Origin of the sequence: Rhizobium sp. Rhizsp82, from assembly GCF_047325115.1 — a bacterium.
In the GTDB taxonomy this organism is placed as follows: domain Bacteria; phylum Pseudomonadota; class Alphaproteobacteria; order Rhizobiales; family Rhizobiaceae; genus Rhizobium.
Genome location: NZ_CP168570.1, coordinates 3,297,547 through 3,312,737, shown reverse-complemented (window position 1 = coordinate 3,312,737; position 15,191 = coordinate 3,297,547). Strand labels below are relative to the sequence as shown.

At 62.6% G+C, this 15,191-nt stretch carries 20 protein-coding genes; 9 read left to right on the top strand and 11 right to left on the bottom strand.

What is annotated here, in order from left to right; translation table 11 throughout:
* Nucleotides 1-26 precede the first annotated feature (26 nt).
* Nucleotides 27-359 carry a hypothetical protein gene (locus ACEN84_RS21505; protein ID WP_162708661.1) on the top strand — a complete coding sequence of 111 codons (333 nt, stop codon included), beginning with the start codon at nt 27-29 and terminating at the stop codon, nt 357-359.
* A gap of 69 nt (nt 360-428) precedes the next feature.
* On the opposite strand, the gene ACEN84_RS21500 is transcribed toward ACEN84_RS21505, so the two are convergent.
* Nucleotides 429-839, bottom strand: coding sequence for an NUDIX hydrolase (locus ACEN84_RS21500; RefSeq protein ID WP_413709857.1), 411 nt, complete (start codon nt 837-839; stop codon nt 429-431).
* A gap of 136 nt (nt 840-975) precedes the next feature.
* Between ACEN84_RS21500 and ACEN84_RS21495 the strand changes: the two genes are divergently transcribed.
* On the top strand, nt 976-1,185 hold the full coding sequence (locus ACEN84_RS21495) for a TOBE domain-containing protein (RefSeq protein ID WP_112715622.1): 210 nt from the start codon (nt 976-978) through the stop codon (nt 1,183-1,185).
* 6 nt (nt 1,186-1,191) lie between these two features.
* Here ACEN84_RS21495 and tsaA read toward each other — a convergent pair whose 3' ends face one another.
* Genes tsaA through ACEN84_RS21475 form a run of 4 tightly spaced genes read right to left on the bottom strand, consistent with a single transcriptional unit; the run spans nt 1,192 to nt 4,576 of the window.
* The gene (gene tsaA, locus ACEN84_RS21490; RefSeq protein ID WP_413709856.1) at nt 1,192-1,716 is read right to left on the bottom strand and encodes a tRNA (N6-threonylcarbamoyladenosine(37)-N6)-methyltransferase TrmO; all 525 of its coding nucleotides are present in this window, start codon (nt 1,714-1,716) and stop codon (nt 1,192-1,194) included.
* 12 nt (nt 1,717-1,728) lie between these two features.
* The gene (locus tag ACEN84_RS21485) at nt 1,729-2,511 is read right to left on the bottom strand and encodes an ABC transporter ATP-binding protein (RefSeq protein WP_413709855.1); all 783 of its coding nucleotides are present in this window, start codon (nt 2,509-2,511) and stop codon (nt 1,729-1,731) included.
* Nucleotides 2,508-3,545, bottom strand: a complete 1,038-nt coding sequence (locus ACEN84_RS21480) for a FecCD family ABC transporter permease (RefSeq protein ID WP_413709854.1) — start codon at nt 3,543-3,545, stop codon at nt 2,508-2,510. Before ACEN84_RS21480 ends, ACEN84_RS21485 begins: the two co-directional genes overlap by 4 nt.
* A complete protein-coding gene (locus tag ACEN84_RS21475; RefSeq protein ID WP_413709853.1) occupies nt 3,542-4,576 on the bottom strand; it encodes an iron ABC transporter substrate-binding protein in 1,035 nt (344 codons plus the stop codon). Before ACEN84_RS21475 ends, ACEN84_RS21480 begins: the two co-directional genes overlap by 4 nt.
* A gap of 152 nt (nt 4,577-4,728) precedes the next feature.
* Here ACEN84_RS21475 and ACEN84_RS21470 point away from each other — a divergent pair, with 152 nt between their 5' ends.
* Entirely contained in the window at nt 4,729-5,217 is a 489-nt protein-coding gene (locus ACEN84_RS21470) for a GAF domain-containing protein (RefSeq protein WP_413709852.1), read from the top strand.
* A gap of 3 nt (nt 5,218-5,220) precedes the next feature.
* Here ACEN84_RS21470 and ACEN84_RS21465 read toward each other — a convergent pair whose 3' ends face one another.
* The gene (locus ACEN84_RS21465; protein WP_112715610.1) at nt 5,221-5,553 is read right to left on the bottom strand and encodes a hypothetical protein; all 333 of its coding nucleotides are present in this window, start codon (nt 5,551-5,553) and stop codon (nt 5,221-5,223) included.
* A gap of 41 nt (nt 5,554-5,594) precedes the next feature.
* A complete protein-coding gene (locus ACEN84_RS21460) occupies nt 5,595-5,846 on the bottom strand; it encodes a hypothetical protein (RefSeq protein WP_413709851.1) in 252 nt (83 codons plus the stop codon).
* Between the two features lie 204 nt (nt 5,847-6,050).
* Between ACEN84_RS21460 and ACEN84_RS21455 the strand changes: the two genes are divergently transcribed.
* A complete protein-coding gene (locus tag ACEN84_RS21455) occupies nt 6,051-6,233 on the top strand; it encodes a hypothetical protein (RefSeq protein WP_112715606.1) in 183 nt (60 codons plus the stop codon).
* Between the two features lie 21 nt (nt 6,234-6,254).
* On the opposite strand, the gene ACEN84_RS21450 is transcribed toward ACEN84_RS21455, so the two are convergent.
* Nucleotides 6,255-6,401 (bottom strand): hypothetical protein, encoded by a 147-nt coding sequence (locus tag ACEN84_RS21450; protein WP_165402584.1) that lies wholly within the window; start codon nt 6,399-6,401, stop codon nt 6,255-6,257.
* Nucleotides 6,402-6,497: 96 nt separating this feature from the next.
* Nucleotides 6,498-7,088 (bottom strand): hypothetical protein, encoded by a 591-nt coding sequence (locus ACEN84_RS21445; RefSeq protein WP_130277905.1) that lies wholly within the window; start codon nt 7,086-7,088, stop codon nt 6,498-6,500.
* Between the two features lie 173 nt (nt 7,089-7,261).
* Between ACEN84_RS21445 and ACEN84_RS21440 the strand changes: the two genes are divergently transcribed.
* Nucleotides 7,262-7,507 carry a BON domain-containing protein gene (locus tag ACEN84_RS21440; protein ID WP_112715602.1) on the top strand — a complete coding sequence of 82 codons (246 nt, stop codon included), beginning with the start codon at nt 7,262-7,264 and terminating at the stop codon, nt 7,505-7,507.
* A 12-nt stretch (nt 7,508-7,519) separates the two neighbouring features.
* Here the strand turns inward: ACEN84_RS21440 and ACEN84_RS21435 are convergent, their stop codons facing one another.
* Entirely contained in the window at nt 7,520-7,660 is a 141-nt protein-coding gene (locus ACEN84_RS21435; protein WP_162708660.1) for a hypothetical protein, read from the bottom strand.
* Nucleotides 7,661-7,854: 194 nt separating this feature from the next.
* Here ACEN84_RS21435 and ACEN84_RS21430 point away from each other — a divergent pair, with 194 nt between their 5' ends.
* The 4 genes from ACEN84_RS21430 to ACEN84_RS21415 all read left to right on the top strand — a co-directional run bounded on the left by ACEN84_RS21430 (nt 7,855) and on the right by ACEN84_RS21415 (nt 13,236).
* Nucleotides 7,855-8,106 carry a DUF982 domain-containing protein gene (locus ACEN84_RS21430; protein WP_130277906.1) on the top strand — a complete coding sequence of 84 codons (252 nt, stop codon included), beginning with the start codon at nt 7,855-7,857 and terminating at the stop codon, nt 8,104-8,106.
* 349 nt (nt 8,107-8,455) lie between these two features.
* A complete protein-coding gene (locus ACEN84_RS21425; RefSeq protein ID WP_112715598.1) occupies nt 8,456-10,399 on the top strand; it encodes a PrkA family serine protein kinase in 1,944 nt (647 codons plus the stop codon).
* A gap of 18 nt (nt 10,400-10,417) precedes the next feature.
* Complete coding sequence (locus ACEN84_RS21420; protein ID WP_413709850.1) at nt 10,418-11,692, top strand: YeaH/YhbH family protein; 1,275 nt, start codon at nt 10,418-10,420, stop codon at nt 11,690-11,692.
* Nucleotides 11,689-13,236 (top strand): SpoVR family protein, encoded by a 1,548-nt coding sequence (locus ACEN84_RS21415; protein WP_413709849.1) that lies wholly within the window; start codon nt 11,689-11,691, stop codon nt 13,234-13,236. The genes ACEN84_RS21420 and ACEN84_RS21415 overlap by 4 nt, the downstream gene beginning before the upstream one ends.
* 3 nt (nt 13,237-13,239) lie before the next feature.
* On the opposite strand, the gene ACEN84_RS21410 is transcribed toward ACEN84_RS21415, so the two are convergent.
* Nucleotides 13,240-15,129, bottom strand: coding sequence for a hypothetical protein (locus tag ACEN84_RS21410; protein WP_413709848.1), 1,890 nt, complete (start codon nt 15,127-15,129; stop codon nt 13,240-13,242).
* Nucleotides 15,130-15,191 lie beyond the last annotated feature (62 nt).

The window sequence follows — 15,191 nt, the reverse complement described above, 5'->3', positions numbered from 1 at the left end:
CGTTACTCCTCGACAGGAGGACACCCATGACAAACGACTTCAACAGACCAAACCCGACTTCGCCTCCGGGCGAACGCCGTTCGTCGATGACGATGTGGATCGGCATTGCCGCGGCGATTGTGATCATTGCACTGGCTGCGACCTACTGGCCGCGGTCTGGTCCGGCACCGGCGACAGCGCCTGCCGGGGAGACGTCGACAACGACGACTCCTGCTGCACCGGCGACCCCGCCGGCGACCTCGACCGCACCGGCAACGCCGCCTGCGGCAGAGCCTGCAGCCCCGGCAACGCCGCCGGCCGCCGCACCGGCGCCCGCAGCGCCTGCTCCGGCAGCCCCCGCACCGGCAACGCCGCAATAACCACGCAAGGCAACGCCTTACTGACAATGAAAAGCCCGGTCTCAACGCCGGGCTTTTCTTTCTCCGCGCTCAGGCGGTGGTTCGCCATTTCCGCCAGAAGGGCAGGATATGATCCGCCGTCAGCGGCGCCATCGGCAGGTCGCCCGGTGCGGCCGGTGACACCCAGGCGATTTCGTCGATCTCGCCGCCAGCAGACATCTGCGGATCGTCTATGGTGATCAGGAAGAGATCGGCATGGACGCGGTGATGCGGTTCGTTTGCGGCGATCGCCTCGAACTCGCCGATCGGCTGCAAGGCATCCTGCTCGACGACCAGGCCGATCTCCTCGTGCAATTCCCTGATCAGGGCCGCCTCCGGCGTCTCGCCGGGCTCGATCTTGCCGCCGGGCTGCATGAAGATTTCGGTGCCGTTCTTGCGCACCAGGAGCACGTCGCCATTGCGGCGCGCGATCAAGGCGGCGGCGATCTTGATGAGTTTCATCGCTTGCTGTCTCCCGGTTCTATCGTCTCGTCCTCTCCGGGATAACCACTCGCGGCGGCTGACGCAATGATATCAGTCGTTTTGACAAGCGCTGCCTGCGGCGGCTAAGGTCGCTGCAAATCACGGAGGAAAACCCATGAAAATCAGCGCGCGCAACCGTCTCAAGGGCAAGGTCGTCGAAGTCACCAAGGGTGCGACGACGGCGCATGTGCGGATCGATATCGGCAATGGCGCCATTGTCACCGCCTCGATCACCAACGAAGCCGTCGACGAGCTCGGCCTGAAGGCCGGCGGCGAGGCCTATGCCGTCGTCAAGGCATCCGACGTCATGGTCGCCGTCGACTGATCGGCGTCACGCCTTCTGGCAATAATGTGCGGTGCCGTCGTCGCCGGTCTCGAAGTCGCCTTTCTGCGGCGGCGCGATCGGCTTGAACAGCGTGCGATCCGGCTTGAGGTCGAGGAGCGGCGTGCCGTCGAGGCAATCGAGGCCGCGTACCAGCAATGCGCCGTCCTCAATGCTCTCCAGCTTGACGATCGAGGTGCCGATCGGGTTTGGCCGCACCGGTGAGCGCAGCGAGAATGTGCCGTGCACCTTGCCGTTGCTGGCCGGGCTCTGCAGCACCAGATCGCGGCGGGAGCGATCGAGCCAGTAGAGCACTTCCAGCCGCTCGAATGCCTCGACGCCCTTCAGCGCCGGGATCCACGGCTCGAAGATCTCGATGCGGCAAACGGGCCCGTCATGGCGGCCCTGCCGCGGCGTTTCCATGCGCGAGATCCAAGGTGTGCGGATGCTGCCGATGAAGACAAGGCCGGCATCGCGCGCCTCCGGCGGATCGATCGCCACTTCGTTTTCCCGGAGTTCGTTTTCGCGGACCATGGTCTTTCCTTTCTATGGCAAGAAGCGGTCGAGGCGTGGGGCGCAGATGCGGGCGCTGCCCTCGAGTTCGCCGATCACGACGTCGATATCGTAGAGTTCCTTGAGTGCCTTCGGCGTCAGCACCTCGGCGGGCGGGCCGAGTGCCGCGAGCTTGCCGCCGTTGAGAAGCGCCACGCGGTCGGCAGCCAGGAAGGCGTGGTCGGGATTGTGGGTCGAGAGCACGATCGACAGGCCCTGCCGGGCAAGGGCGCGGATATGGGCAAGCACCCGCATCTGGTTGCCATAGTCGAGGCTTGCCGAGGGCTCGTCCATCACGAGGATTTCGGGTTCCTGCGCCAGGGCGCGGGCGATCAGCGCCAGTTGCCGTTCGCCGCCGCTGATCTCGGTATAGGGCTTGGCGGCGAGGCCCGACATGCCGAGGCTTTCGAGCGCACTTACCGCCACCTGCCGGTCGTGGCGCGAGGGCATGGCGAATGGGGCGATGCGGGCGGCGCGGCCCATCAGTACGACATCGAGAACGGAGAAGGGGAAGAGAACGGCATGGGCCTGCGGTACATAGGCGATGCGCGCGGCGCGCTCCCGGCGCGGCCACGCGGCTAGCGGCTTTCCGTCGAGCAGGATCTCGCCAGCCTTGACGGGCAGGAGGCCGAGCATGGTCTTGAACAGCGTCGTCTTGCCGGCGCCGTTCGGGCCGAGCAGGGCCAGCACTTCGCCTGTATTCAGCGACAGCGTCAGATCGCTGCCGACGATCCTGCTGCCATAGCCGAAGGCGAGGGACCGGAGATCGAGGCTCATTGCCAGCCTCGCTTTCCTGAAGTCAGCAGCCATAGGAAGAAGGGCGCGCCGACGACGGCGGTCAGGATGCCGAGCGGGACTTCGATCGTGGCGATGCTGCGGGCGAGCATGTCGACGGCAAGCAGATAGGCAGCGCCTGCGATCATCGAGGCGGGCAGCAGGCGGCGGAAATCGGGACCGACCAGCATGCGGGCGATATGCGGGATGATCAGGCCGATCCAGCCGACGATGCCGGTGATCGAGACGGTGGCGGCGGTGATCAGCGTGGCGCCGCAGACGAGGGCGAGGCGGGTGCGTCTGGTATCGACGCCGAGCGTCTGCGCTTCCTCGTCGCCGAGCGTCATGACGTTCATCCGCCAGCGCAGCAGCACCAGCGGCAGCAGGCCGAGCAGGACGGCCGGGAGGATCGAGAGCACGTCGAAGCGGGTGATGGCGGTCATGCTGCCGAGCAGCCAATAGGTGATCGCCGGAAGCTGGTCATAGGGATCGGCGAGGATCTTGATCAGCGAAATCCCGGCTCCAACAAGCGCCTGGATGGCGATGCCGGCGAGAACCAGCGTCAGGGCCGGATCGCGGTGGCGGACGGCCGCACCGATCGCATAGACGGCGGCGACCGAGAGCAGGCCACCGGCAAAGGCCAGCGCCTGGATGGCAAGCACAGGCAGCGAGAGGAAGATGCCGAGAACCGCACCGAGACTGGCGCCGACCGAGACGCCCAGAATATCGGGCGAGACCAGCGGATTGCGGAAGATCCCCTGATAGGTGGCGCCCGCAGCGGCGAGGGCCGCGCCGACGACGACAGCGGCGGCAACGCGCGGCAGGCGGACATTCCAGAGCACGGTTGCCAGCACCGGGTCGTCGGTCTTGCCGCCGAAGAGCGGCTTTAGCGCTTCGATCAGCGGCTCGGGTCCGCCGCCATATTTTCCGGTCATCATCGACAGCAGCGCCAGCAGCAGGAGACCGGCGAGGCAGAGCCAGAGCCAGCGATGGCTTGGTGCCTCCGTCACTTCTGCTGTTTCTTCCGCCGTGGTCATTTCGATTGCGCGCCGGAGCCCTTCAGCAGCATAGCCAGCTGATCGTCCGTCAGGTCCACCTGATAGAAGAGCGTGAAGAACTCGCGCACGTCAGCCTTGAGGTCGCCGGTGAACTGCTTGGGATAGAAGAGATGCTCGAGCCAGCTGATTCCGATCAGCCGGTTGATGCCGGGTGGGGAGTCGAACCAGCCGAAGGGGAGGCTCGGGGTGACGAAGACGCGGTTGTTCTTGACCGCATCGAGGTCCTTCCAGAGCGGGTCGGACTTGACGCTGGCCGCGAATTTTCCCGAGGCGGCGAGGATGGTGTCGGGCTTCCAGGAGAGGATCTGCTCGAGCGAGACCTGCGTCAGGCCGCCTTTGCCTGCTGCCGCGGCGACATTGGTGGCACCGGCGGCACCGAGGATTTCGAGGTTGATCGAGCCGGAAAGGCCGGTCTCCAGGCCTTCCGGTCCGCGGCCGTAATAGACGCGGGGACGATCGCTTTCCGGGATTGAGGCGAGCTTGGCGTTGAGGTCGGATATCTTCGCCGCAGCATAGGTCGCGAGCTTTTCGGCGCGGTCGCCGGCGCCGAGGATGTCTCCGGCTTCGCGCAGCGTCTCGGCGCTGCGGGCGAAGCTGCCGTCGATCAGCACATAGGGAATGCCGGTCTGCGCCTGCACCTTGTCGGCAAGCGAGGCGTAGGTCGGGTTGACCGTGCCGACATCGATGATGATGTCGGGCTTTGCGGCGAGGACCGCTTCCATGTTGGCGGTGCCGCTCTTGCCGGTCAGCTGGCCGAAGGTCGGCAGATCGCGGACAGACGGCATCAGGAACTGCTTTTCGGCATCGCCGGGCTGGCGCACCCAGCCGGTGAGCTTGTCCGGCGCCAGCACATAGACGAGGACCGAAGCTGGGGGACCGGCGGCCAAGACGCGTGTGACCGTATCGGGGATCTCGACCTTGCGGCCGGCGGCGTCGGTGATGGTCCGGGCCTGGGTTTCGGCAGCGGTCAGGCTGAGAGCGGCGAGGAGGAGGGCAGCGAAGAACTTCATGGCGGTTGGCGGCTCGCTTGGATCGGAACCGCACTATGGCATAGCGCTATATCTGTTGGAATATCTCCCGTTGCCGTGGAGAGGCGCCGATCGGCCTTGAAGCGAGCCCGGGCAGGCGCCTATATCTGGCGCAACAGGAAGGCAGGCATCAGATGTTTCAGACGGCAACGATCGATCACACGAACAAGGCGGAATTCTACCGCGAGCTGGCGCAGCAGCTGGAAGCGCTGCTGACGGGCGAGAGCGACATGATCGCGAATGCGGCCAATACTTCGGCGCTGATGTTCCAGATGATGCCGGAGCTGAACTGGGCGGGGTTTTATCTTCTGAAGAGCGAGGGCGAGCTGGTGCTCGGGCCGTTCCAGGGCAAGCCTGCCTGCGTGCGTATTCCGGTGGGCAAGGGCGTTTGCGGCACGGCGGTGGAGCGCAAGAGCTCTGTATTGGTCGAGGACGTGCATGCCTTCCCAGGCCATATCGCCTGCGATGCCGCGTCGCGTTCGGAGCTTGTCGTGCCTTTGATCCATGAGGGACGTGTCATTGGCGTCATCGATCTCGACAGCCCGGTGCCGTCGCGTTTCAATGCCGAGGATCAGGCCGGCATCGAAAAGCTCGCGGCAATCTTCATCGCCGCGAGCTTCTGATTGTTACATCCGCCGCTGGCGGCTGAGGGATGAACCGTTGGCAAGGCGTGCGCCATCCGGCGCGCGCAGGCCGCGGTGCTTGCTTGTGAACACCCATTCGACATTGCCGGGCTCGAACGGCCGGCGCGGATTGCGCAACGCCAGCTGGCGCTCGGCGAGGCGGCGGGGCAGGCTGTCCATCATATCGTTGATGAAGGCGTCCGGGGATTCCCGCCAGCGGGGCGCGACAGCCACGTCGAGGCCGCCATAACGCGAGAAATCCGGGTGTCTCGGGGAATAGCAGGCGCCGATCATCCACGCATGCTGCGATTTCAAAAAACGTTCTTTCAGGGTCATTCCGTCGTCTTTTTCGGCCGAAGCCTTATTATGTCATGTGTCTATTTGTCCGGCGCATCGTCAACGACATCGGCTTGCGGGCGGTCACCACCGTTCGCAAGTTCTGTCGTCCACGTGCCGTCCGCACGCTGAAAGGTAATCTCCGCATCCTGACCGCCAAGCTGCTGCCGCTCTGCGGCTTGCTTTGCCGCGGCCAATGCGAGTTCGTGAGTTGGAAAGGCTTCAGACCAGACATCACCCAAGCCGTAAGCCCAGGCCTCGTCGTGTTCGCCGACGTGGTACGTAATCGACATCGGATTTTCCTTCAAGCGTTTAATGGTGATTTTTTCGGGGCAGCTGCCATGCGCAGGGATCAACGCTTATCGGCCAGCCTTGTTCCGGGCGCGAGGCATGCGTGGGGCTGGATAAGTCAGGAAGGGCGTCTTGCGGCGACGTGGAACGCTTCGTAGGCTGAGTGCGTTGAAGGATTCGCTTCAATAGATTTCAACAGGACCCCTATGCGCGCTCAATCGAAGCCGTTCATCGTAGAAGTCAAATCGTCCCGTCGCGTCGATCGCAGCAAGGAAAAGTCGATCTGGGGCAATATCGATCTGTCGGCGATCGCCGACGAGGTCGCGCCCGAGCCCGCCGAGGCACCGCACGCCGCTTCCGAAGAAGACGGACGCGCAGCACTGCGCTAGCGGGCTCCCGCCCGGCAATCATCATTTCTTGTCGGTTGGCTTCTTGTCGACGCGGCCTGGAGAAATCGGATCGCTCGCCGGGAAGGTCTCTTCGAGCGCTTCCTCGAGATAGTCATCCTGCTCCTTGACGGTCTTCTGTTCCTTGGCTGGCTTTTTCTTGTCGGTCATGGCTCGATCCCTTTTGCTATCCTCAGCAGATAGGGCGTATCAGGCCGTCGCCAAGCAGCGAGGCCGGTGATGTGCCGGCCCCGTCTTGACGCGTAGTCAGTGGTCGCGGCGGTAGCCCGGCGCCATCTGGTCGAAGTGATAGGCACGGACGCGTGACGAGCCGTGGCTGTCGTCGCGGGCGCCGATCGCCGGATTTTCCTCAGGGAAGGCTTCGTCGGCGACGGCGAGATCGTCGGCGGCATTGCCCTTGTTCGCCATGCCGGCAAACGAGCTGTTGCTGGCTTCCCAACCTTCGCTGCGCCACATGTCGGCGCGTTCGTCCATGTCGATGCTGCCTTCGTCATCGAGGATGTCGTGGGCCATATCGTGCTGGGCGTCATCGACGCTGACGGAAACGAGGAAGCCGCCGCGGTGCAGGCCCTCGGCATACACGGTGCGGTCATCGTCCGGGAAGAACCAGTCTTCGAGGGCGGCCCAGAAGCCGGAGCGTTCGCTGACGCCGGCTACCGCCGCATTGTCGGCTTCGTAGCCCGGCATGAAGCGGATGTTGTTGCTTGCAATGCCGGCATCCTGCAGACGGCTGACGGCCTGTTCTGCATCGGCCCGGCTGTCGAAGAATGCGGTCAGCGTATTATAGGCCGAGCCCCTTTGCCCGGTCGTCAGATTGTCGCTGTAGAGATTTGCCATTGCCGTTCTCCTCCGGTTTTGCCGGAGCCGCGCCCGATGCGGGCTCCCGGCTTACCTGCCGGGTCTAACGGGGATGATCGGGCATTGTTCCCTCTGCCATCTTCTCCACAAAGATGAATGCTAGATGAACGGAATGCGCCATTGCGCGTTTCACCATCAGGAGGAACACGACGATGTTCAGCTCATTCATTCAATCCAGCAAGCTTGTCGGCGCCACATTGGTTGGAGCGGCCGAAAGCGTGTCCTCGGCGATCGCCTACGGTGCCGGCATGGAAGATGCCCATATCGAGGTCGTCGAGGAAGCCGGAACGATCTTCCTCGAAGGCACGGCGCCGAGCGCTTCCGTCATCGAACAGGCAGGCGAGATCGCCCGCTCGATCGTCGGTACACATGTCTGCAATCTTGTGAGAATGCCCTAGCAGGCAGAGCGTTCAGTGAACGGGCGACGAGACGCTGATGCTTCCCGTCGTCATCGGTTCGGTCAGATTGCGGCCAAACGGGTTCAGCATGACGAGGCCCGCCATGATGACGGCCAGAACTGAAACCACGAAGACCGGCGACTTGAGCAGCATCTGACTGTTCCCCGAATTAAGCTAGAACACATGCGGCGGCCCAAAGTTCCCGCTGGCCGGGAGCATAGCGCATTTTTCCGCCGTGTCATGATGGAACATCATAAAGATGATCGGCAAAGGAAGCGTAAACCACCAGCGACAAGCTACGAAAACCAAACTGCAACTGGGCCGTTTACCCCCAGGAGGTTTTCGCCATGGACAAGAATTATTGGCCCGATCCCGTTGCCCTGAAGCTCCCCGAGCTCGGCATCCGCACCGTCGAGAACACGTATGACGCAGCCGCCTATCTGATGGAGGAATGGCCGGTCGATCACGGCGAGGCCTATGACCGGGCGCTGCGCATGTGCCTGCTGTCGATTCGAGGAAAGAAGCAGCCGGCAACCGCACGCCGCGCCTTCATCGATGCGGCAAATGAGGCACATATCCACATAAAGCTTGCGGCCTAAGACTTATGGTGATGCTGCACCGCAAAATTTAGTGGGTGCATCGCGAAAAAGCTGCGCGGGAGAGTCGGCATTACGCCAAAAGAATCAGTGGCGAAATAACACACCTTTTTGACGGATATGTCATGTCCCCAAATTTTCCGATACCGCTTGTCGGCGCAATTCGCTAATATAGCAGATAGTTTGGTACGAGCCTCGACTACGGTGAATGCATGTAAACGTGCATTGAAATGGTTGACCGTCAGGTGTCCTATCAATTCACGAAACATATGATTTCCCAACGGGATGCAAGATCGCGGCATGCGTGATCGGGCACCCTGGAGGCTGTGGCACAACCCGCAATGGAGGCCCCATGCTGAATGAATCGTTGTTCGATGCGTTTGCGAGGAGTTACGAAGCGCGACGCGAAACGGATATGTCGATCGCCGACTATCTGACCCTCTGCAAGAAAGATCCGATGGCTTATGCCAACGCCACCGAGCGGCTGCTTGCAGCGATCGGCGACCCTGAAATGGTCGATACGGCAAAGGATGCGCGTCTCGGACGCATCTTCATGAACCGGACAATCCGCAGCTATCCGGCTTTCAACGGTTTCCACGGCATGGAAGAGACGATCGAGCGGATCGTATCCTTCTTCCGGCACGCGGCCCAGGGGCTCGAAGAGCGCAAGCAGATCCTCTATCTGCTCGGCCCTGTCGGCGGCGGCAAATCCTCCCTTGCCGAGCGGCTGAAGCAGCTGATGGAGGCCCACCCCATTTATGTGCTGAAGGCCGGCGACGAAATAAGCCCGGTCTTCGAAAGCCCGCTCAATCTCTTCGATCCCGCCACCATGGGCGAAATGCTGCTGGAGCAGTACAAGATCCCGACACGGCGGCTGACGGGGCTGATGAGCCCCTGGTGCCTGAAGCGCCTCGACGAATTCGGCGGCGACATCTCAAAATTCCGCGTCGTCAGGATGCAGCCCTCGAGACTGCGCCAGATCGCGATCGCCAAGACCGAGCCCGGCGACGAGAACAACCAGGACATCTCCTCGCTGGTCGGCAAGGTCGATATCCGCAAGCTGGAGCACTACTCGCAGAACGATCCGGATGCCTACAGCTATTCCGGCGGCCTGAACCGCGCCAACCAGGGCATTCTCGAATTCGTCGAAATGTTCAAGGCGCCGATCAAGATGCTGCATCCGCTGCTGACGGCGACGCAGGAGGGGAACTATATCGGTACCGAGAATATCGGCGCCGTGCCTTTCTCCGGCATCATTCTTGCCCACTCGAACGAAGCCGAATGGCAGACTTTCAAGGCCAACAAGAACAATGAAGCCTTCATCGACCGCATTTGCGTCATCAAGGTTCCCTATTGTTTGCGGGTGACCGAAGAAGAGAAGATCTACGACAAGCTCATCGAGGGATCAGAACTGGCCGATGCGCCCTGCGCACCCGGCACGCTCGAAATGCTTGCCCGCTTCTCGGTGCTGTCGCGGCTGCGCAAGCACGAAAACTCGACCTACTTCTCGAAGATGCGGGCCTATGACGGCGAGAGCCTGAAGGAAACCGACCCGCGGGCCAGAAGCGTCCAGGAATACAAGGATGCGGCCGGCGTCGACGAGGGGATGGACGGGGTTTCGACCCGCTTCGCCTTCAAGATCCTGGCATCGACCTTCAATCACCATACGAGCGAAGTCGGCGCCGATCCGGTGCATCTGATGTATGTGCTGGAGCAGGCGATCCGCAGGGAGCAATTCCCCGACGAGACCGAGAAACGCTACATGGAATTCATCAAGGCCGATCTGGCGCCGCGCTATGCGGAGTTCATCGGCAACGAAATCCAGAAGGCCTATCTCGAATCCTACTCGGATTACGGCCAGAACCTCTTCGACCGTTACGTCGACTATGCCGACGCCTGGATCGAGGACGTCGACTTCAAGGATCCCGATACCGGCCAGCTGCTCGACCGCGAGCTTCTGAACCAGGAACTGACGAAAATCGAAAAGCCCGCGGGGATCGCCAATCCCAAGGATTTCCGCAACGAGATCGTCAAGTTCTGCCTGAGATCGCGGGCCAACAACGGCGGCAAGAACCCGTCCTGGACGAGCTACGAGAAGATCAGGGAAGTGATCGAAAAGCGGATGTTCTCGCAGGTCGAGGATCTCCTGCCGGTCATCTCCTTCGGCTCGAAGAAGGATGGCGACACCGAGAAGAAACATAGCGAGTTCGTGTCCCGGATGACGGAGCGCGGATATACCGAGCGGCAAGTGCGCCGCCTGGTGGAGTGGTACATGCGCGTCAAACAGGCGGGTTAATGTAAAACTGGAGCCAACATGCACATCGTCGACCGCCGGCTGAATCCGCGCGGTAAAAGTCTGGAAAATCGTCAACGGTTCTTGCGGCGTGCCAAGAGCGCCGTGCAGCAAGCGGTGAAACGCTCCCTGCAGAACCGGAACATCCGTGATGTGCTCGATGGCGGCGAGATCAGCCTGCCGATCGACGGAATGACCGAGCCGAGTTTCCGGCGCGGTGAGGGGGGCATCAGCGATCAGGTGCTGCCCGGCAACAGAGCCTTCGTCGAGGGCGACATCATTCCGCGGCCACCCGGCCGCGGCGGCGGCAAGCCGAAGGAAGCAGGCGAGGGGGATGGCGAAGACAGCTTCCGCTTCGTTCTGACCCGCGAAGAATTTCTCGACGTCTTCCTCGACGATCTGGAGCTTCCCGATCTCGCCAAGCGGCGGCTGAGCGAAACCGAGGAATTCAGCCCGGCACGGGCAGGCTTCTCGGTCTCCGGCTCACCCTCCAACATCGCCGTCGCCCGCACCTCGCGGCTTGCCATGATGCGCCGCATCGCGCTGAAGCGCCCACGCACCGAGGAAATCGAGGCGCTGAAGCGTGAGATCGAGGAGGCCGACGACGAGGAGAGAAAGGCGGCCCTGGAGGCCGAGCTCAAGTCTCTCAACGAGAAGAGCAAGCGCATCCCCTATATCGATCCGCTCGACGTGCGCTACCGCCGCTTCGAGGATGAGCCGAAGCCGGTCGCCAAGGCGGTGATGTTCTGCCTGATGGACGTCTCGGGCTCGATGTCCGAGCATATGAAGGATCTCGCCAAGCGCTTCTATCTGCTGCTCTACCTGTTCCTGTCGCAGCGCTACAAGAAGGTGGAGATCGTCTTCATCCGCCATACCGACCGCGCCGAAGAGGTCGACGAGGAGACCTTCTTCTACGGTCCCGCGACCGGGGGCACGCTGGTCTCCAGTGCGCTTGCCTGCATGCGCCAGATCATCGCGGCGCGCTTCGATCCGGCCGAGTGGAACATCTACGCGGCCCAGGCCTCCGATGGCGACAATTCCTATTCGGACGGGTCGACCACCGGCCAGCTGCTGCAGCACGAGATCCTGCCGCTCTGCCAGTACTTCGCCTATATCGAGGTCGACGAGGAAAGCGGCGACTCCTCCGTCTCGCGCTCCCCGCTCTGGGCGCTCTACGACAGCATCCGGGCCGCGGCCCTGCCGCTATCGATGCGCAAGGTTTGCCGGAAGAACGAGATCTTCCCTGTGTTCCACGATCTGTTCCAGAAACGCGACGGAGAAAAGGTGGCGCCATGACGGCTGCGGCGGTGAAGGAAAGACTGCTCTTCGAGGGCGCCGACTGGGACTTCTCGACACTGCAGCGCATCCACGATGCCTGCGAGGAAATCGCCCTCAAAGAACTCGGCCTCGACGTCTATCCGAACCAGATCGAGGTGATCACCTCGGAGCAGATGCTGGATGCCTATTCCTCGACCGGCATGCCGCTCTTCTACCGCCACTGGTCCTTCGGCAAGCATTTTGCCCATCACGAAGCCTTCTACCGGCGCGGCATGCGCGATCTCGCCTATGAGATCGTCATCAATTCCTCGCCCTGCATTTCCTACCTGATGGAGGAAAACACGGCGACGATGCAGACGCTGGTCATCGCCCATGCCGCCTTCGGCCATAACCACTTCTTCAAGAACAACTATCTCTTCAAGCTCTGGACGGATGCCGAGGGCATTCTCGATTATCTGGATTTCGCCAAGGGCTATATCGCCCGCTGCGAAGAGCGCTACGGCGAGATCGCCGTCGAGCGGACGCTGGATGCCGCGCATGCGCTGATGTCGCACGGCGTACACCGCCATGCCGGCAAGGTGAAGCTCAATCTGCGAGAGGAGCAGAAGCGCGAAGAGGAGCGCCGGCGCCACGAAGAGCAGATGTTCAACGATCTCTGGCGCACCGTACCGGCCGGCAAGGCCGCGAGTGCCGCCGATATCGACCTCGAGCGGCGGCGCGCCGCGCTTGGTCTGCCGCAGGACAATCTTCTCTATTTCCTCGAAAAATCGGCGCCGCGACTGCAGCCCTGGCAGCGCGAGATCCTGCGCATCGTTCGCCATGTGGCGCAATATTTCCACCCGCAGCGCCAGACCAAGGTGATGAACGAGGGGACCGCCACCTATGTGCACTACCGGATCATGAACCGGCTGCATGACAAGGGGCAGCTGAGCGACGGCAACTATCTCGAATTCCTGAAGTCGCACGCCAATGTCGTCTTCCAGCCGACCTACGACGACCGCCGCTTCTCCGGCTTCAATCCCTATGCGCTCGGCTTCGCGATGATGCAGGACATCGAGCGCATCGTGACGCAGCCGACCGAGGAGGACCATTCCTGGTTCCCCGACATTGCTGGGCGCGGCGACGTGATGGGCGTCCTGCGCGGCATCTGGGCCGATTACCGCGACGAAAGCTTCGTGGCGCAGTTCCTGAGCCCGCACCTGATCCGCCAGCTGCGGCTCTTCCATCTCTACGACGATCCGGAGCAGGAAGAGGGCATTCTCGTCTCGGCGATCCACGACGAACGCGGCTACCGCCGCATCCGCCGCCAGCTCGCCCGCGAATATGATATCGGCTGGACCGACCCCGGCATCGAGATCGTCGACGTCGATCTCGCCGGCGACCGCCGCCTGCTCGTCCAGCACCGCGTCACCAACGACTGGATGCTGCAGGAAAACGATACCAAACTGGTTCTCCAGCACCTCGCCGACCTCTGGGGCTACGATGTGCTGCTGCAGGAAATCGACGGCGACGACGCGATCGTCGCAGAGCACCACGCGAGCCCGCGGGGCAAGCTGTTCTAACGCTCAGGACGCCTTTTCGATGGCACCCTGCGCTGCGACCCTGCGAAGGTGATCGTCGACCCTTCTGGTGATCTCTTTCCTGGCTTCGTCCCTGTTGCCGAGATCGACGGCGTAGCTCTCCCGCAGCAGGTACCAGAAGCGGTGAAGCTCCTCACGGGATAGGGCGCTGCGGCCCGGCTGGAATTGCCGGTCGAAGTCGCCTGCCACGGCGCAGACAAAGCAGGCGCCCATATAGTCGGCACGGCCGAAAACATAGACGGGCTTCTCGTGCAGAAGCGCCTCGGCACCGACACCGGAATTGACGACGCAGACCGCGGCCGCGCGGGCGATGATCGCGTGGATGCTGCCTGATGCGAGGGTGATGCGCCCCGAGATCTGCGCTTCTGCGAGATAGCGACCGACGGCTGCCGATCCGCAGAGCGGGTGGCGCTTGACGACGACGGTGTAGCCGCGCCTGGCGCAGGCGGCGATGACCTCATCGAGCATCTCCATCGGCGTGAAATGCGCCAATTCCTGAACGGAGTCGCCGACCATCTGCAGAGCGACGAAGACGAACCGCTCGGGCAGGGGCGTTTGCGTATCGAGCGGGTCCTGGCGGTATTTCGAAATGTTGTTGGCGATGATGCGCTGCTGATCCTTGCGGAAGTAGGCTTCTGCGGCGGATGCATTCACGTCTGCGAGCGGCAGGTCCGCAGCCTGCTGCTTGGAGAAATCCGACCAGCCGGAATAGCCGCCGGTATCGAAGCTGAAGCGCGAGGGGCGATCGGTCTCCTTGAAATGCAGGCCGTTCTTGCCGGCCGACACCGTGTGATAGGCGAAGAAGGGCAGGGACATGTGTTCCGGTCCATGCAGCTTTACCTGGCCGCGGACCTGATAGGACATGCCGAGCGCATCAAGATGTGCGGCGATGGTCTGCAGCACGAAGCGGATATCGGCACGGAAGCCCGGATAATCGATCTTGTTGGCGCGCAGCGCTGCCGAGGGGATGACCAGCACGGCATCGGCATCATCAGGTGAAGCCGCGAGCATACCGGCGCGCGCCAGGATATCCTGGTGTGCCTTGCCGATCAGGGGCGACATCGCCTCGATCTCACCGAGCCGGATGCGACGCTCCAGGCGGCTGGCCGCCGTATCCATTCCCCGGCGGCGGAGCGCTGCGATGACCTGCTTGGCGCCTTCGAGATCGAGGAGCCACATTGAGGCATCGACAGCATGCTGGGCGTAGCGCGAGAGCGCCCGATCACTCTTCTGGATCGCCGCGCGATCCCGCGCGATCCTCTCGATCGCGGTGCGCAGAAGGTCCGTTCGCCCGGCGCTATCGGCCGCGGCGGCGACGGAAGAGGCGTATTGGAACATCGGGCGACCGGCATCGTCGGCAAGCCGCCGGATGCCATCCTCGGCAAACTGCTCGTGATGGCGCCCCTCCAGCAGAAATGCCCGCTTCAGTTCGGCGGCCTGCACGCGTGCCGGAAAGCTCTTCGGGATGATGTCCAGCTTATCGAGGGCCTCAGCCGATTTGCCATCGGCCCAGAGAAGTGCCGCGCCGAGAACCGGAGCGAGATCAGGATCGAAGTGACGCGCAGCCTGAAGCGCGCGGGCATACTTCGCATCGATATGAACGAGGATTTCCTGGAAGAAAAGCCGCATCGCATCGGCGCCCGGCCGGTCGTGCTTCGCAAACGCCGTGAGGATCATCGCCGCTTTGCGGTAATCCCTCTGCAGGCAGGCGACATAGAGCCTGCCATCGCAAATCCGCTGACGCTGCGCCCGCATCGGCAGGATGCGTGTGAGGCAGGCGAGGAACGCCAGCAGCGCGCCGACCGCGCCGAGATGCTTCTTGCCTTCGATCAGGTCCTGGACGAATTCCGACACGCGGTCGGTGAGATAGTTCATGGTTTTACGTCTACCTGCGGAAGAATGCCGTCTGGAGGCGGATTCTGACCTAGCCTGTCGCG

Excerpts from the sequence above, each read along its gene's own strand:
- ACEN84_RS21505 (WP_162708661.1), top strand. The coding sequence starts at position 27 with ATGACAAACGACTTCAACAGACCAAACCCGACTTCGCCTCCGGGCGAA.
- ACEN84_RS21500 (WP_413709857.1), bottom strand. The coding sequence starts at position 839 with ATGAAACTCATCAAGATCGCCGCCGCCTTGATCGCGCGCCGCAATGGC.
- ACEN84_RS21495 (WP_112715622.1), top strand. The coding sequence starts at position 976 with ATGAAAATCAGCGCGCGCAACCGTCTCAAGGGCAAGGTCGTCGAAGTC.
- tsaA (WP_413709856.1), bottom strand. The coding sequence starts at position 1,716 with ATGGTCCGCGAAAACGAACTCCGGGAAAACGAAGTGGCGATCGATCCG.
- ACEN84_RS21485 (WP_413709855.1), bottom strand. The coding sequence starts at position 2,511 with ATGAGCCTCGATCTCCGGTCCCTCGCCTTCGGCTATGGCAGCAGGATC.
- ACEN84_RS21480 (WP_413709854.1), bottom strand. The coding sequence starts at position 3,545 with ATGACCACGGCGGAAGAAACAGCAGAAGTGACGGAGGCACCAAGCCAT.
- ACEN84_RS21475 (WP_413709853.1), bottom strand. The coding sequence starts at position 4,576 with ATGAAGTTCTTCGCTGCCCTCCTCCTCGCCGCTCTCAGCCTGACCGCT.
- ACEN84_RS21470 (WP_413709852.1), top strand. The coding sequence starts at position 4,729 with ATGTTTCAGACGGCAACGATCGATCACACGAACAAGGCGGAATTCTAC.
- ACEN84_RS21465 (WP_112715610.1), bottom strand. The coding sequence starts at position 5,553 with ATGACCCTGAAAGAACGTTTTTTGAAATCGCAGCATGCGTGGATGATC.
- ACEN84_RS21460 (WP_413709851.1), bottom strand. The coding sequence starts at position 5,846 with ATGTCGATTACGTACCACGTCGGCGAACACGACGAGGCCTGGGCTTAC.
- ACEN84_RS21455 (WP_112715606.1), top strand. The coding sequence starts at position 6,051 with ATGCGCGCTCAATCGAAGCCGTTCATCGTAGAAGTCAAATCGTCCCGT.
- ACEN84_RS21450 (WP_165402584.1), bottom strand. The coding sequence starts at position 6,401 with ATGACCGACAAGAAAAAGCCAGCCAAGGAACAGAAGACCGTCAAGGAG.
- ACEN84_RS21445 (WP_130277905.1), bottom strand. The coding sequence starts at position 7,088 with ATGGCAAATCTCTACAGCGACAATCTGACGACCGGGCAAAGGGGCTCG.
- ACEN84_RS21440 (WP_112715602.1), top strand. The coding sequence starts at position 7,262 with ATGTTCAGCTCATTCATTCAATCCAGCAAGCTTGTCGGCGCCACATTG.
- ACEN84_RS21435 (WP_162708660.1), bottom strand. The coding sequence starts at position 7,660 with ATGCTGCTCAAGTCGCCGGTCTTCGTGGTTTCAGTTCTGGCCGTCATC.
- ACEN84_RS21430 (WP_130277906.1), top strand. The coding sequence starts at position 7,855 with ATGGACAAGAATTATTGGCCCGATCCCGTTGCCCTGAAGCTCCCCGAG.
- ACEN84_RS21425 (WP_112715598.1), top strand. The coding sequence starts at position 8,456 with ATGCTGAATGAATCGTTGTTCGATGCGTTTGCGAGGAGTTACGAAGCG.
- ACEN84_RS21420 (WP_413709850.1), top strand. The coding sequence starts at position 10,418 with ATGCACATCGTCGACCGCCGGCTGAATCCGCGCGGTAAAAGTCTGGAA.
- ACEN84_RS21415 (WP_413709849.1), top strand. The coding sequence starts at position 11,689 with ATGACGGCTGCGGCGGTGAAGGAAAGACTGCTCTTCGAGGGCGCCGAC.
- ACEN84_RS21410 (WP_413709848.1), bottom strand. The coding sequence starts at position 15,129 with ATGAACTATCTCACCGACCGCGTGTCGGAATTCGTCCAGGACCTGATC.